This window comes from Pandoraea capi, assembly GCF_902459735.1.
Taxonomy (GTDB): Bacteria; Pseudomonadota; Gammaproteobacteria; order Burkholderiales; family Burkholderiaceae; genus Pandoraea; species Pandoraea capi.
Window position 1 is genome coordinate 30,850 of the sequence record NZ_CABPRV010000012.1, and the last position, 15,182, is coordinate 46,031.

Sequence of the window (15,182 nt, forward strand, 5' to 3'; positions counted from 1 at the left end):
GCCTTTGCGTACATCGGGAGGGCGTTCTCCTATCGTTGGTATGGAGAAAAACCACAAAAACGCGTGCCGTTTGCCAAGACGATGCATCCGGCATCGTCCCGCGACGCTTCCCTCTGCCCCGACCTTGGCATCCGACGAGAATTCGGCCCGCCTCTAAGTGTTAACACCAAGCATTGATTTACGTTGGGAGAGATAAACTTCCGCAAAGCGTAATTTACGTGCGCGAGTGGATGGCACCGTTCGTCCTTCGATCCTCGGCACGAAATGCCACGCTGCCCGAACGGGGCGGCGCGGTGCCCGCGAGGCAACGTCAGTCATCAGCAGTCAGAAAGCCGGCGCCTCGACCGGGACGCAATACCACGAAGTTGCAAGAACGTTTGGAGACAGCATGAAAGCAGCAGAAGTGAATGTGGGCGCATTGATCGACGACAGTCGGCTGGGCGCTTATCAGTGGTGGGTGATCGCGTTGTGCGCGATGTGTCTGGTGGTCGATGGTTTCGACGTGCAGGCCATGGGTTACGTGGCCCCGGTGGTGATTCGCGAGTGGGGCATTGCCAAGGAAACGCTTTCGCCGGTGTTCGGCGCGGGGCTGTTCGGCATGCTCGTCGGTTCGCTCACGTTTTCGGCGCTGGCCGACAAATTGGGGCGTCGTCCGGTGCTGATCGGCGCGACGCTGTTCTTCTCGGTGTGCATGATCGTCACGGGATTCGCCAACACGATCACCGAACTGGTCGTCTGGCGCTTTGTCGCCGGTCTGGGGCTCGGTTGCATCATGCCCAACGCGATGGCGCTGGCCGGTGAGTACAGCCCGCGCCGTATCCGCGTCTCGCTGATGATGATCGTGTCGTGCGGCTTTACGCTGGGCGGTGTGGTCGGCGGCCTGATTACGGCGGCGATCATTCCGAGCCTCGGCTGGCGCGCGGTGTTCTACATCGGTGGCGCGATTCCGCTGGTGCTGGGCGTGCTGATGTGGATCTCGCTGCCCGAATCGATCCAGTTCCTGATGTTCAGGAAGAGCGACCGTGCGCGTATCCGCAAGCAACTGTTGCGCGTCGCGCCGACGGCAAATGTGCCGGCCGACGCGCACTTCGTGCTCAACGAACAAAAGGCCCAGGGCGTGCCGTTCATCGAACTGTTCAAGGACGGTCGCGCCCGTGTGACGGTCCTGTTGTGGGTCATCAACTTCGCCAACCTGCTCGACATGTACTTCCTGTCGAACTGGCTGCCGACGGTGATTCGCGACGCCGGCTATTCGACGCAGGTCGCCGTGATGGCGGGGACTGCCCTGTGGGCGGGCGGCGTGATCGGCACGCTGCTGCTGGGCCGTGTGATCGACCGCGTGGGCTTCACGAGTGTGCTGGCCGTCACCTTCCTGATCGCGATTGCCGCGACGGCCGCGATCGGCAATCCGGTGGTGATGGTGTCGATGGTGACGGTCTTCATCGCGATCTTCTTCGCGGGCTTCTCGATCATCGGCGGTCAGCCGGCGCTCAACGCGCTGGCGGCCACCTACTATCCGACGTCCCTGCGTTCCACGGGCATTGGCTGGAGCCTCGGCATCGGCCGTATCGGATCGGTGCTGGGCCCGGTGCTCGGCGGTGCGCTGATGCATCTGCAATGGTCGTCGTCGTCGCTGTTCCTCGCGGCGGCCGTGCCGGCATGTGTCTCGCTGATCGGTGTGCTCGCCATCGCTCGTACGCAACGCAGCGACGGCGGCAATCTGCGCGCGGCCACGGCGAGCTGAGCCTTCGACGGCGGACGATCAACGCGGTGAGGCGGTGAGGCGGTGAGGCGGTGGCGTGGTGGCATGAGCGACCGATCCCATGTCACGCCATAAGCAGCGGTTAAGTTTGCGATAACCATCGAGTATGAAAGGGCGACGCCCGCCGGCGTTATCATGGCGGGCGTCGTCGTTTTCGCGAAATCTCTCGCGGCGCCGACGGGATTCGCACAAATAATCAGAACGATAAATGACCTCGACGTCCGAACTCTCTCCCGCCTTGCCTTCCGAGCGTGTGCTGCTGGGCATTCTCGGTTTGTTCATGATGATTGCGCCCGCGTCCACGGATATGTACCTGCCGGGGCTGCCGACGATGCGGCACGAGCTGGGCGCGAGCGCGGCGGCCTCGCAGCTCACGCTGTCGTACTTCTTCCTGGGCTTTGCCTTCGGCCAGTTGGTCTGGGGGCCGCTTGCCGATCGCTTCGGACGCCGCAAGCCCATGGCCGCCGGCATTGCGCTGTACATCTTCGGCAGCATCGGCTGTGCGTTCGCCGACAGCATCGATCACATGATGATGTGGCGCTTCGTGCAGGCGCTGGGCGGGTGCGCCATGCCGGTGATCGCGCAGGCTATCGTGCGTGACGTCTACGGGCCGCGCAACAGCGCGCGTGCCTTCTCGATCATGCTGCTCGTGATGAGCGTCGCGCCGATCGTCGCGCCGCTGGTTGGCGGGCAGATGCTGCGCTTCACGACATGGCGCGTGATCTTCGGCATTCTCGCGGTCTTCGGTGTCGGCGCGTTGCTGGCGCTGTGGCGTCTGCCGGAGACGGGCGACGTGAACGTCCGCCAGTCGGGAGGGCCGCGCGCGATTCTGATGTCCTACTGGCATTTGCTGCGCGACGCCCATTTCGTCGGCTACATGGTGGCGGGCGGTGCGGTGTTCGGCGCGTCGTTCACCTACATTACGGGCACGCCGCTGGTGTACATGGAGTATTTCCACGTGTCGCCGCAGTTCTTCGGCGTGCTGTTCGGCATCAATATCGTGGGCATGGCGGCGATGACGATGTTCAACTCGCGCCGCGTCGGGCAACTCGGTGCGTACCGGTTGATGCGTGTGGGCATCATCGGCTGTGCGATCGTCACGTCGGCGCTGTGCGCGGCCGTCTGGCTGGGGCTCGTGCTGTTGCCGTTGATGGTCGTGATGCTGTTCCTGTTCATGTCGCTGCGCGGCATCATCACGGCGAACTCAGTGGCGGGCGCGCTCGCGAATCACCCGACGCGGGCCGGGGCGGCGGCGGCGCTCGTCGGCAGTGTGCAGTACGGGTTCGGCTTTGCTGCGGGCGGTTTGCTCGGTCTGCTCAACGACGGCTCGCCGCGCCCGCTGGTGAGCGTCATGTGCGGCTTCGCCCTGCTGGCGCTGATTGCGCTGTCGACGATGCTGCGCAAGCCGCACGGTGCTCACTGAGCGCGCGATACGCTCGATTTCCTCGACACGCCAGCGACGTAAGCCGGCGAAGCATAAGCGAAGGGGCGCCGTGGCGCCCCTTCGTATTTCCGTGCAGCCTGCTTCAGGTGTGGCCCTTACAGCGCCAGCACCAGCTTCTTGCCGCAGGCGCGCGAGCAGCACGACATCATCTTCGTGTTGGCATCGCGCTCGGCGCGTGTGAGCACCACGTCGCGGTGATCCACGTCGCCCTCCAGCACCTGCACTTCGCACGAGCCGCACAGCCCTTCTTCGCAATCGCTCTGCACGTCGATGTTCGCGGCACGCAAGGCGGTGAGCAAGGTCTGATCGGCAGGCACCATGACGGTAATGCCCGAGTCCTTCAGCGTGACTTCGAACGCCTGTTCCTTTTCGGGATCGAGCGTGCCGAGCTGCGACTGGAAGTGTTCGACCCGCAGCGTGTCGTCCGGCCAGTGCGCGCTGCACTGTGCGAGCGCATCGAGCATGCGCACCGGACCGCAGGCATAGACTTGCGTGCCGTTCTGCGGCGTGGCGAGCAGGCTCGCGTAGTCGGCGCGTCGCCCTTCGTCCTTGACCCACAGATGCAGGCGCTCGCCATGCAGCGCCTGAAGCTCGTCGAGCAGCGCCATCGTGCGACGGCTGCGACCGCTGTAGTGAATCTCGTAATCGATGCCCAGCGCCCTGGCGCGACGCGCCATCGCGGCAATCGGCGTCACACCGATGCCACCGGCCACGAAAATCGCGCGAGGCGTCGTCTCGTCCAGACGGAAGTGATTGCGCGGGCCACGGATGCGCAACCGGTCGCCCACGCTCACCTGCGTGTGCACCCAGTTCGAACCGCCACGGCCTTCCGGCTCGTGCAGTACGGCAATCTCCAGCGCACCGGCGTCTGCCGGATCGCCGCAAAGCGAGTACTGGCGCGACAGACCTGTCTCACCGCATTCGATATCGATGTGCGAGCCCGGTGCCCAGCGCGGCATGGCGCGGCCGTCCGGCGCGACGAGGCGCAGCTTGACGATGCCCTCGGCGACCGGCGTCACGGCTTCGACCACGACCGGACGCGTGACGCTGTGTCCCGACGGCTCGCCGATACGCACCGGCGACTGACGCGTGAGCACGGCAGGATCGTCACGCTCCGGATTACGCGCCGGATCCCACTCGACGAAGACGTGCTCGGGGCCACGGAACGACGTGTTCGGCACATACGTGAACGTCTGCTGCGCGAGCTTCATGTGCGGCAGACGGCGCGTGAATTCTTCGAGGAAGATCTGCATCTCCATGCGGGCGAGGTTCTTGCCCATGCACTGATGCGAGCCGTAACCGAACGTCAGTTGATCGCTGGCGTTTTCCCGGCGGATATCGAAGAGGTCGGCGTCGGCGAAATGCCCCTCGTCATGGTTGGCGGACGACGTTACGATCAGCAGCTTCGACCCGGCGGCGATGTCGATGCCGCCGATGTTGACGTCCTTCGTCGCCAGGCGCCGCCACGCGGCGACCGAGCCGTTATGGCGCAGACATTCTTCCACCGCGTTCGGAATCAGCGAGGGGTCTTCACAGATTTCACGCCATACGTCCGGATGCGAGAGCAGCAGCTTCATCGCGTTGGCGGTCGCGTTGGCCGTCGTTTCGTGGGCGGCCACGATCCCCGCCATCATCATCGAATGGAGGTACGAATCGGTCACGACTTCCGGGTGTTCCTTCTGCTTGCGAATCCCGTATTGCATCCAGCCCGGGCCGTCCGGGTTCTGACGCATCTTGTCGAGAATCTTGCCCGCCAGTTGCCAGAAGTTGCCCACGGCGTGCGCCACGGCGACCTGCTCCTCGGGCTTCGGACGTCCCCACGTGTTCACGGTGTGCGCAATCGAGTACTCGCGCAGCTTGTCCATGTCTTCTTCGGGCACGCCGAGGAAGTGCAGCGCCACCGTGAGAGGCACTTCCCACAGCATCTGATCGACGAGATCGGCCCGGCCGTCGTTGACGAAGCGGTCGACGTACTCACGCGCGAGCTGGCGCACCAGCGGTTCGTGATGCTTGAGATGCTCCGGCGTGAACGGCTCCATCAGCACGCGGCGGCGCGGCATGTGCGCGGGCTCGTCTTCGTTGACCAGCGTGCGGTTCAGCGCGAAGCCGTACGAGGCGAGCACGGTGTTGGCTTCCGGCCCGGTCGGCGTGATCTTCTCGAGCGCGATCGATGGGCTGAAGGTCAGGTTGTCGCGGAAGATCGCCTTGATGTCGTCATAGCGCGTAACGACCCAGTAGCCCAGCTTCGGGCTGTAGAACACCGGCTCCTGCTCACGCGCCCAGCGCACGTATTCCGGCGGGTCTTGCTGATAGCCGTCCTCGAACGGATCGAAGTCAGCCGCGCGGGCGCTCACCGGGCAGCCATTCGGTGCTGTCTGCGCCGTCGGTGCCGTCGTTTGATGGAAGGGGCAACCGCTCGCGCCGGCAGGCGCGCCGGTCGTGGCATTTGGGGTGGGGGAAGTCGTCTGGCTCATCCGCTCGCTCTCTGAGGCTCTCTATTGCCTGTTGTCCGGGCTTTGTCGGGACTTTATCAAGGCTTTGTCAGGCTATCGTGCGTCGGCGAGTCTTGCAGGACACCACCGGACACACACAATAGATCCAGTGTAGAGGAGCGTTGCCATCCGGGCAGTGTGCATCGGGCGATGACCGGCACAGGTACCCAAAATCGGCAGGGTTGTCTCCTCGGTTCGATGTGATACTCCGCATGCGCATGGAAGCCCGGCACGCTGACACATTCTCTGAATCTGTTAAGCGTAAATATAATACGCATAGCGTAAATTAGTGGACTGGGGTTAACCTCTAGACGGGTCGATACGAGGTAACGATGATTTGCATCTTAAAATCTCGCCGATGACGACAAGCAAACGACCCACAGCAGGCCGCCCGCGAAGCGCGGCCGCGCTTTCCCGCACGACACACGCAACGGATGGCACCGATGCCGCCGCGCAGGATGCCATCGACGCGCCGCGTGAGCGCGGGCGCCGACAGCGCGTGCAGTCGGCCGAGACCGGCATGGTCGTGCTCAAGGGGCTGGCTCGTCTGGGCGGCCGGGCGAGCCTCACCGCGCTTGCCCTGCATGTGCAGCAGAGTCCCGCCAAGGTTCACCGCTATCTGATGAGTCTCGTGGAAGAAGGGCTCGTCGCGCAGGACGCCGACTCGCAGCAATATTTCCTCGGACTCGAAGCCATGCTCATCGGCGTGGCAGCCATGCGGCAGGCCGATCCGGTGCGGGCCGCCGAACCGGCGCTCGTGCGTCTGCGCGAGGCGTTCGACGTCACCTGTTTCATCGCCGTCATGGGCAACAAGGGGCCGACCATCGTCCGCTTCGAGGAGCCGGGTCTGCCGGTCACGATCAACGTGCGAATCGGTTCGGTGATGTCGGTGCTCTGGTCCGCCGCCGGTCGCGTCTTTCTGGGGCTGCTCGACGACCCGCAGGTGCTGGCGATGGCGCAGAGCGAGTGGGCACATGCCACCCCGGAACATCGCGCACAACTCGATGCCAACGATCCGATCGGCACGTTGCGGGCGTCGGTGCGTGCGGTGCAGGGGGCGAGCGTGCGCGACACGAATCTCACGGGCATCAGCGCGATTGCCGCGCCGGTCTTCAATTACGACGGGCGGCTCGTGGGTGTGATCACGGCACTCGGCGCGACGGGGGGCTTCGATCCCCGCATCGACAGTCCCATCGGTCAGGCCGTGCGTCGCGAGGCGCTGGCGGCCAGTCACGCGCTGGGCTACCGGCCACCACTGCCCGCCAGCGCCTGATCTGGCGTTCCCGTCCCCCGTTCCCCGCATATCGCTTTCACGCCGCTCATCCGCGTATCTGTTCCGAAGGGCGGATGAAATCGACGAGCCGAGACGCTCCAGAAGATGGCGGTCGCGCAAGCGGCCGCATCTCCTGCTGCGGCGCGGCTTCTGACCTGCCAAATCGGGTGCATTCCCAAGCATTTGTCACTCCTTTCGCGTAGACGCTTGTGCTATCATTTGATAATGATTCTCATTACCAAATGAGTGATTTCCGATAGCCCTGCGCAAAGCGGGGTGAATTATCGGGAATCACGTCTGTGGAGGTCGTAATTGTTGATGTTGAAACGAACGGTCGAATCGACACCGCGCGTCGCATCGATTCCGACACCTTCCATGACTTACGTGCCGCTCGGGCAGTTCGGACAGGGCGACCGGAAGCTCACGGGTGGCGCGCAAAAGCGTGCGCTGGCGAGCAGCGATGTCGAGGCGCTCGGGCATGCGGGGGACACCGGCGCGCAGGCGCGCACAGCGGCCGCTTCCTCGCCGCAATGCGGCAGTGATGAGCTATGGTTGTGGCGTTTTCTGCTCGCGGGGCGTCCCTTCGGGGCGACGGGGGCGGCAGCGGGCGGGCCGGACGACGGCGCGACGTGGCTATCGGCGGCCGAGCACTCGCTCGCGCGTCGTCTGCCGCGCACGCAGATGCGCCACCGCTTCTTGTCTGAGCGCATTGCCCTTCGCTGGATCTTCGGCCGCTGGTTCCGGTGTACGCCGGCGCAGGCGCCGGTGCCGGTGGCGACACCCGGGGTGTCGTCGCTGGAATGCGACGGTCCGCACGGCAAGGTCTGGATCGATATGGCGCACGCCGGGCTGTGGCTCTTTGTGGCGATGGGGCAGGGGCCGGTGGCGCTGGCCGCTCATGCGCCGACGCCCGTGGGGGGCGAGGATGCCGTCTCCGCTGCATCCGCCGTCTCCGTGATCGCGCAGGCGGGGGCGTCGGCCGCGGCGCTCGATCCCTTTGCGGTGGCGCGCGACGCCGCGCATCGTGCCTGTCTGGCGCGCCTGGCGGGGGAGGGCGAGGCGTTGGCGTCCGGCGCCGACATTCCGCTGCTGGCGCATCCTTACGTGAGCGTGCCGTACGCCGGCAGCACACGCTATCTCTACGACATGTCGGTCAGTTCGCGACTGACGGTGGTGGCCGCGCGCGACAGCATCGTGCATCGGATGCGGGCATTCGGTTGGCAGAACTGACGTTCGCTTTCCGTATTTATGGCCGCGCATATATCGATATGCTGCGGCGCAAAGGCAGGGGTCCTGAATTTGCGATATTCTGGCCGGCTGTTTGACCGGTCGTTTCGCCATTCGCCTGACGATCGTCTCGCTATCCGCTATCCGCTATCCGCTATCCGTCATCGACTTCCTGGAGAAGAAGCTCATGCACCGTCGCTCGCTCGCCGTCGTTCTCACCGCCCTTGCCCTGCCGCTGGTGCCGCTCGCGGCGCAAGCCAAGCCACTCACCGTCTGTACGGAAGCCAGCCCGGAAGGCTTCGACGTCGTGCGCTACAACTCGCTCACCACGACCAATGCGTCTGCGGATCCGGTGTTCAACCGTCTGGTCGAATTCGATGCCGCGCAGGCGAAGGTCGTGCCGAGTCTGGCGACGAAGTGGGAAGTCAGCCCCGATGGTCTGACCTACACGTTCACGCTGCGCCCGAACGTGAGCTTCCACAGCAACGACCTCTTCAAGCCCACGCGCGCGTTCAACGCCGACGATGTGGTCTTCACCTTCGATCGCATGCTCGACGACAACGCGCCGTGGCACAAGCTCACGCCGTCGGGCTTCCCGCATGCGCAGTCGCTCTCGCTGGGCAAGCTGATCAAGTCGGTGCAGAAGGTCGACGACAACACGGTGCGCTTTACGCTCTCCGAGCCGGACGCCGTATTCCTGTCGATGCTGTCGATGGGCTTCGCGTCGATCTATTCGGCCGAGTACGCCGACAAGCTCGTCGCTGCGAACAAGACGGACGAACTCAATGCGCGTCCGATCGGCACCGGGCCGTTCGTTTTCCGCAGCTATCAGAAGGACAGCGTGGTCCGCTTCGACGCGAACAAGGCGTACTTCGGCGGCGCACCGGCGTCCGAGCGTCTCATCTACACGATCGTGCCGGACGCCGCCGTGCGTGCGCAGAAGGTCAAGGTCGGCGAATGCCAGATCGCGCTCTCGCCCAAGCCGCTCGACGTGCAGGCCGCGCGTAGCGACAAGGCGCTCAAGGTGGTCGAGACGCCCGCGTTCATGACGGCGTTCGTCGCCATCAACACGCAGCACAAGCCTTTGAGCGACGTGCGTGTGCGTCAGGCGCTGAACCTCGCGTTCGACAAGCCGAGCTACGTCAAGCAAGTGTTCGAGGGCACGGCTACGCCGGCCGTCAACGTGTACCCGCCGAACACGTGGAGCTATGCGAAGAACGTCGCCGACTATCCGCACGACATCGCGAAGGCGAAGAAGCTGCTCGCCGACGCGGGTTTCCCGCAAGGCTTCGAGACGACGATCTGGACGCGTCCGGCAGGCAGTCTGCTCAACCCGAACCCGCGTGTGGGCGCCGAAATGCTGCAAAGCGATCTGGCAAAGATCGGCGTGAAGGCACAGATCAAGACGGTGGAATGGGGCGAACTGATCCGTCGCGGCAAGGCGGGTGAGCATGACCTGCTGTTCATGGGCTGGTCGGGCGATAACGGCGATCCGGACAACTTCCTCACGCCGCAATTCAGCTGCGCGGCGGTGACGTCGGGCACGAACTTCGCGCGCTTTTGCGACGCCAATCTCGACAAGCTGATCAGTGACGGCAAGCGCACGCACGACGTCGCCGCGCGCACCGCGAAGTATCAGGCCGCGCAGAAGACCATCAAGGACGATGCGTTGTGGATTCCGCTCGCACACCCGGTCGCGTCGGTGATCACGCGCGCGGATGTGTCGGGCTATCGGGTGAGCCCGTTCGGTCGTCAGGACTTCTCGGCCGTGAAGGTCAAGTAAGGTGCAGGTCGGGGGCGAGTCGGCGCTCACGCCGGCAGCGAAGCCTCGGCCGCTCGTGTCCTTAACGAAAAAAAGCCATGCATGGCTTTTTTGCTGGCGACCGGATGTGTGGAACGTCAGGCGTCCGGTGCGCTCTCGGCTTCGCCGATACGGAAGACTTGCGACAGATCCCAGTCCGCCATGCCGCGATCGGCGGCGTCCTTCAGCAGACGGCGCACTTCGGGCAGCACACGCTGCACCGTGGCGCTCGTATGCGCCAGCTCGGCAATCGCGTCGAGATCCTTGAGAATCACACGCACGGTGCCCGTGGCGAAGTCGGGCGGCGTAACCATGCGCGGCCACAGCGTCTGCATCAGCACGGAGTCGGCCCAGCCGCCTTGCAGTGCCGACGGCACGGCCGCCGTGTCGATGCCGCTGCGCTTGGCCAGCACGAAGGCCTCGGCCAGTCCGGCGAGCGTCGTCGCGACGATGGCCTGATTGGCGAGCTTCGTCGTCTGGCCGGCGCCGATGTCGCCCATGCGCGTGACTCGCGACGAGAACGCGCGCAGCACCGGTGTGACGGCTTCGATGGCGTCGGCGGGGCCGCCCGCCATGATCGCCAGCGTGCCCGCTTCGGCGCCGCCCGTGCCGCCCGATACCGGGGCGTCGATCCAGACGCTGCCGGTGCTCTCGTGCCAGCGCCTGGCCAGGTTGCGCGTGAGGGCGGGGGAGAGCGTCGAATGATCGACGATGAAGCGCGGCGGCGTGGCGGCGTGCACGAGTCCGTGCTCACCGAACACGACGTCCTCGACGGCCTTGCCGTCGCCCAGACACAACAACGCGATATCGACGCATTCGCCAAGCGCCTGCGGGGTCACGCAGGCGATGGCGCCGGCATCGAGCAGGGCGGCGAGTTTCGCGGTGGAACGGTTCCAGACGGCGACGTCGTGGCCGGCAGCCAGCAGGCGCCGCGTCATCGGTTCGCCCATGCGGCCAATGCCGCAAAAGCCTACGCGTGGGGTAGTCATCAATTCGGGTCCTCGTGGGTTGGCGTCTCCCCGATGGAGGCTTCGTAGGGCCATGGCACGGCCCCCGAGTGCGTGACCGCGCCCAGCTTGGCCGGCCGCACAAGCGCTTCGTACTTTTCCAGTACGCCGCCCAGACGACCGCGCACGAACGGTTTGGCCTCGGCGGCCCGCGCGGCGAGTTCCTCGTCGGAGAGTTCGACGTCGAGCTTACCCTTGATTGCGTCGATGTGGATGGTATCTCCGTCTCGAATCAAGCGAATCGGTCCGCCGGCCGCGGCTTCGGGGCCGACGTAACCGATGCACATGCCGCGCGTCGCGCCTGAGAAGCGACCGTCTGTGAGCAATGCGACCTTCTCGCCCATGCCCTGCCCGTAGATGGCCGCAGTCACGCTCAGCATTTCGCGCATGCCCGGGCCGCCTTTGGGACCCTCATTGCGAATCACGAGCACGTCGCCTTCACGGTAGGTCTGTGCCGACACCACGGCCATGCAGTCTTCCTCGGTCTCGAACACGCGGGCCTTGCCCGTGAACTTCAGTTGCTTGAGACCGGCGGTCTTGAGTGCTGCGCCGTCCGGCGCGAGGTTGCCGCGCAGCACGACCAGCCCCGCGTTGGGCGAGAGCGGTTCGGTGTGCGGCTTGACGACACGGCCGTCCGGACCGGGGAAGGCGCGCAACGCCGTTTCCAGCGTTTCGCCGGTCTGCGTGAGTGTGTCGCCGTGGATGTGGCCGCCCGCCAGCAGCGCGTTGAGGACGGCCGGTACACCGCCGACATGGTGCAGATCGACGGCAAGATAACGTCCGCCCGGTTGCATGTCGCCGATGAGCGGCGTGCGGGCGAGCACTTCGGAGACGTCGTCGAGCGTGAACTCGATGCCTGCCTCGTGGGCAATCGCCGGGATGTGCAGCATGGCGTTGGTCGAGCCACCGGTAGCGGCCACGGCGGCGCAGGCGTTCTCCAGACTCTTGCGCGTGACGAGATCACGCGGCAGCGGACCGCCGTTGCGCAGGGCACGCATCACGTTCTCGCCCGCCCGACGCGCAATCGCGATCCTTTCGCTGTACACCGCCGGCACCATGGCCGAGCCCAGCGGCGCGAGGCCGAGCACTTCTGCGACCATCGCCATCGTGTTCGCCGTGAACTGGCCGGGACACGAGCCCGCCGTGGGCGTGCAGCGCTTTTCAATGCCGCGCAGCGTCTCGGCGGACATGTCGCCGCGTTGCGCCGTGCCGACCGCTTCGATGGCGGTGAGGATCGTGGCCTGCGAGCCGTCCGGGGCCACGCCCGGCAGCATCGCACCGCCAAACAGGAAGACGCCGGGAACGTTCACGCGCACCATGCCCATCAGAATGCCGGGCAGCGTCTTGTCGCAACCGGCGACACCGACGAGGGCGTCGTAGCAATGGGCGCGCACGAACAGCTCGACGCTGTCGGCGATCGTCTCGCGCGAGACCAGCGAGAAGCGCATGCCCGAGTGATTCATCGACGTGCCGTCCGAGACCGAGATCGCCGAGCCGCGAATCGGCACGCCGCCGCCGGCCGCGACACCCAGCCGGACGTTGTCCGAGATCTGGTTGAGCGACATGGAGCAGGGCGTGTTCTCGCCGAACGTGTCGACGATGGCGACGAACGGTTTGTCGATGGCGGCGTCGTCGAGGCCGGTGGCGCGCAGGAAGGCGCGGTGCGGCGTGCGAGTGATGCCTTCGGTGACCGTGCGGGAGCGGTGTTTGTGCAGATCAGTCATGGGGGGCTTCCTTTGATGTTCTTGTACGGACTCGCGGACTCAGGTGTTGAGCAGCAGTCCGTTCTCGATGGCCAGCACCTGACCGGTCATCGCCGGGGCGCGTGCGGCGAGGAACCACGCGAGTTCGGCGATCTCGGCGGGCTGCGAGACGCGTCCGAGCGGCGAATTCTCCCGCATGCCTTCGACGACGTGCCCATAAGCGTCGTCGCCGAGTACGCGCCGCAGCAGGCCGTCGTCGACCATGCCGGGCGCGATGGCATTCACGCGCACCTGCGGCGCGAGGTTGCGCGCGAGCGACAGCGTCAGCGCGTTGACGGCGCCCTTGGACGCCGCATAAGCAATCGACGACCCGGTGCCGTTGAGCGACGCGAGCGACGAGATGTTGACGACCGACGCATACGACGCTGCCGATCGGTTCGCAGGGCGCTCGCGCAGCAGCGGGGTGGCCGCGCGCGTCATCTGGAACATGCCGATGAGGTTCACACGATAGATGCGCTCGAATTCGGCGGCATCGATGGCGTCCAGATCGCCGTGGGGGATGACGCGCGTGGTGCCCGCGCTGTTGACGAGTGCATCGAGCCGTCCCCAGCGTGCGCCCACGGCATCCGCCATGCGGCGACACGCGGCGTCGTCACCGACATCGGCATCGACGACGAGCGTTTGCGCGCCGGCATCGCGACACTGCGCGGCAACCGCTTCGGCTGCGGCACGCGTGCTGTCGTCGAAATTGTTGATGGCCACGGCCCAGCCGTCCTGCGCAAAGCGCAGGGCGGTGGCCGCGCCGATGCCCGTAGCGGCACCGGTCACGAGACAGACGGGAAAACTCATGCATGACTCCGTTGGGGCTTGAGCGACATCACGAGGCACGCACCGCCGACCAGCGCACACGCCAGCACGATCATGCCCGGCAGCAACTGGCCCGTGCTGTCCTTGAGAAAGCCGATGACGTACGGGCTGACGAAGCCCGCGAGGTTGCCGGTCGAGTTGATCAGCGCGATGGCGGCAGCCGCGCCTGCGCCGCCCATCATGGCCGTGGGAATGCCCCAGAAGACCGGTGCGATCGAGTTGATGCCGATGGCCGCGACGATCAGGGCCGCCATGGACCACCACAGATGCTGCGCGAGCAGCACGGAAGCAAGCATGCCGGCCGCGCCGAGCAGGCAGCACACGGCCACGTGCATGCGGCGTTCGTTGTGACGGTCGGCGTGGCGCGCGATCAGAATCATCGCGACGGCGCTCACGAGCGACGGCACCGCCGAGAGCAGGCCGATGTTGCCGAGGTTCGCGACACCGGCGGCGCGAATCATCGTCGGCAGCCAGAACACGAGGCCGTAATTGCCCATCGCGATGCAGAAGTACAGCAGGCCGAGCAGCCACACCTTGGGGCTGCCGAACACCTCACGCACGCTGTGCTGAGCCCGCGTGCTGCCGTCGGCGGCGAGGTCCTGGGCGAGCAGGCGCTTTTCTTCGGCGCTCAGCCACTTTACTGTCTCGATCTTGTCCTGCAACACGAAGAACGCTGCGATGCCCACGAGCAACGAGGCGATGCCTTCGATCAGGAACAGCCATTGCCATCCCGAATAGCCGTGCATGCCGCCGAAGTGCAGCATGATCCAGCCCGAGAGCGGACCGCCGATGGCGCCCGATACCGGAATCGCGACCATGAACAGCGCAATGATCTGCGAGCGCTTGTTCGACGGGAACCACGACGACAGATACAGCACGATACCGGGGAAGAAACCCGCTTCGGCGACGCCGAGCAGGAAGCGCAGCACGTAGAAGGACGTCGGTCCCTGCGTGAACATCGTGAGGCAGGAAATGATCGACCACGTGACCATGATGCGCGCGATCCACATGCGGGCGCCCACGCGATGCAGGATCAGGTTGCTCGGCACTTCGAAGAGGAAGTAGCCGAGGAAGAACACGCCCGCACCCGCGCCGTAGACCGTCTCGGACAGCGAGAGGTCGGAGAGCATCTCCAGCTTGGCGAAGCTCACGTTCACGCGGTCGATGTACGCGACGATGAACGCCAGGAAAAGGAACGGGATGATGTGCCAGGTCAGCTTGCGGTACAGCGCGTCGCGCTGCACGGGATCTAGCGTGATCGGGGCGGCATGCGGCTGCGCGCCGCCCGAAAGGGACGTGCTCATGGGTGTTGTCTCCGAGGTGCGTGCCATGCGGCACGTCGAGTTATCTGGCAGCGCGTAGCGTCGGATGGGGTTCGCGCGACTGGCCCCGCGTTCGGTGTTCGGTTATACGTCGACCGCCTTGCGGTGCCGGATCGGGATCCCGGAAATCCGGGCCAACGGGCTCGGATAGGGTTGGAAATCGAAACGAAAATCCCGCCAAACGCTAGCGCTGCTCGATCGAAGGGTAAAGCGAGGGCGGTTGCCTCGGCAAATCACACTTTGCGCATCCGGCATTACCATTTGGTTATGATGTCGACGATCCG

Annotated in this window: 10 protein-coding genes; 5 read left to right on the forward strand and 5 right to left on the reverse strand. The window is 65.3% G+C overall.

The genetic code is table 11. The features are described 5' to 3' along the window. The first annotated feature begins 388 nt into the window (after nt 1-388). The gene (locus PCA20602_RS21255) at nt 389-1,744 is read left to right on the forward strand and encodes an MFS transporter (RefSeq protein WP_150722889.1); all 1,356 of its coding nucleotides are present in this window, start codon (nt 389-391) and stop codon (nt 1,742-1,744) included. Between the two features lie 226 nt (nt 1,745-1,970). Further along, nucleotides 1,971-3,185 (forward strand): multidrug effflux MFS transporter, encoded by a 1,215-nt coding sequence (locus tag PCA20602_RS21260; RefSeq protein ID WP_150722890.1) that lies wholly within the window; start codon nt 1,971-1,973, stop codon nt 3,183-3,185. Nucleotides 3,186-3,301: 116 nt separating this feature from the next. Here the strand turns inward: PCA20602_RS21260 and PCA20602_RS21265 are convergent, their stop codons facing one another. Continuing rightward, nucleotides 3,302-5,680, reverse strand: a complete 2,379-nt coding sequence (locus PCA20602_RS21265; RefSeq protein ID WP_150722891.1) for a cytochrome P450/oxidoreductase — start codon at nt 5,678-5,680, stop codon at nt 3,302-3,304. A gap of 376 nt (nt 5,681-6,056) precedes the next feature. On the opposite strand from PCA20602_RS21265, the gene PCA20602_RS21270 reads away from it, so the two are divergent. From PCA20602_RS21270 to PCA20602_RS21280, 3 genes are all read left to right on the forward strand, one after another. Next, a complete protein-coding gene (locus tag PCA20602_RS21270; protein WP_150722892.1) occupies nt 6,057-6,971 on the forward strand; it encodes an IclR family transcriptional regulator in 915 nt (304 codons plus the stop codon). 318 nt (nt 6,972-7,289) lie between these two features. Beyond that, nucleotides 7,290-8,201, forward strand: coding sequence for a 4'-phosphopantetheinyl transferase family protein (locus PCA20602_RS21275; RefSeq protein WP_150722893.1), 912 nt, complete (start codon nt 7,290-7,292; stop codon nt 8,199-8,201). 184 nt (nt 8,202-8,385) lie between these two features. Then, a complete protein-coding gene (locus PCA20602_RS21280; RefSeq protein WP_150723004.1) occupies nt 8,386-9,981 on the forward strand; it encodes an ABC transporter substrate-binding protein in 1,596 nt (531 codons plus the stop codon). A gap of 116 nt (nt 9,982-10,097) precedes the next feature. Here PCA20602_RS21280 and PCA20602_RS21285 read toward each other — a convergent pair whose 3' ends face one another. From PCA20602_RS21285 to PCA20602_RS21300, 4 genes are read right to left on the reverse strand one after another with little or no spacing between them, the layout of a single operon-like run. Beyond that, nucleotides 10,098-10,988, reverse strand: coding sequence for an NAD(P)-dependent oxidoreductase (locus PCA20602_RS21285; protein WP_150722894.1), 891 nt, complete (start codon nt 10,986-10,988; stop codon nt 10,098-10,100). Continuing rightward, nucleotides 10,988-12,730: a dihydroxy-acid dehydratase gene (gene ilvD / locus PCA20602_RS21290; protein WP_150722895.1), complete on the reverse strand. Its 1,743-nt coding sequence runs from the start codon at nt 12,728-12,730 to the stop codon at nt 10,988-10,990. Before ilvD ends, PCA20602_RS21285 begins: the two co-directional genes overlap by 1 nt. A gap of 39 nt (nt 12,731-12,769) precedes the next feature. Beyond that, nucleotides 12,770-13,558 carry an SDR family NAD(P)-dependent oxidoreductase gene (locus PCA20602_RS21295; protein ID WP_150722896.1) on the reverse strand — a complete coding sequence of 263 codons (789 nt, stop codon included), beginning with the start codon at nt 13,556-13,558 and terminating at the stop codon, nt 12,770-12,772. Then, nucleotides 13,555-14,880, reverse strand: coding sequence for an MFS transporter (locus PCA20602_RS21300; RefSeq protein WP_150722897.1), 1,326 nt, complete (start codon nt 14,878-14,880; stop codon nt 13,555-13,557). The genes PCA20602_RS21295 and PCA20602_RS21300 overlap by 4 nt, the downstream gene beginning before the upstream one ends. Between the last annotated feature and the right edge of the window lie 302 nt (nt 14,881-15,182).

Excerpts from the sequence above, each read along its gene's own strand:
- PCA20602_RS21255 (WP_150722889.1), top strand. The coding sequence starts at position 389 with ATGAAAGCAGCAGAAGTGAATGTGGGCGCATTGATCGACGACAGTCGG.
- PCA20602_RS21260 (WP_150722890.1), top strand. The coding sequence starts at position 1,971 with ATGACCTCGACGTCCGAACTCTCTCCCGCCTTGCCTTCCGAGCGTGTG.
- PCA20602_RS21265 (WP_150722891.1), bottom strand. The coding sequence starts at position 5,680 with ATGAGCCAGACGACTTCCCCCACCCCAAATGCCACGACCGGCGCGCCT.
- PCA20602_RS21270 (WP_150722892.1), top strand. The coding sequence starts at position 6,057 with ATGACGACAAGCAAACGACCCACAGCAGGCCGCCCGCGAAGCGCGGCC.
- PCA20602_RS21275 (WP_150722893.1), top strand. The coding sequence starts at position 7,290 with ATGTTGAAACGAACGGTCGAATCGACACCGCGCGTCGCATCGATTCCG.
- PCA20602_RS21280 (WP_150723004.1), top strand. The coding sequence starts at position 8,386 with ATGCACCGTCGCTCGCTCGCCGTCGTTCTCACCGCCCTTGCCCTGCCG.
- PCA20602_RS21285 (WP_150722894.1), bottom strand. The coding sequence starts at position 10,988 with ATGACTACCCCACGCGTAGGCTTTTGCGGCATTGGCCGCATGGGCGAA.
- ilvD (WP_150722895.1), bottom strand. The coding sequence starts at position 12,730 with ATGACTGATCTGCACAAACACCGCTCCCGCACGGTCACCGAAGGCATC.
- PCA20602_RS21295 (WP_150722896.1), bottom strand. The coding sequence starts at position 13,558 with ATGAGTTTTCCCGTCTGTCTCGTGACCGGTGCCGCTACGGGCATCGGC.
- PCA20602_RS21300 (WP_150722897.1), bottom strand. The coding sequence starts at position 14,880 with ATGAGCACGTCCCTTTCGGGCGGCGCGCAGCCGCATGCCGCCCCGATC.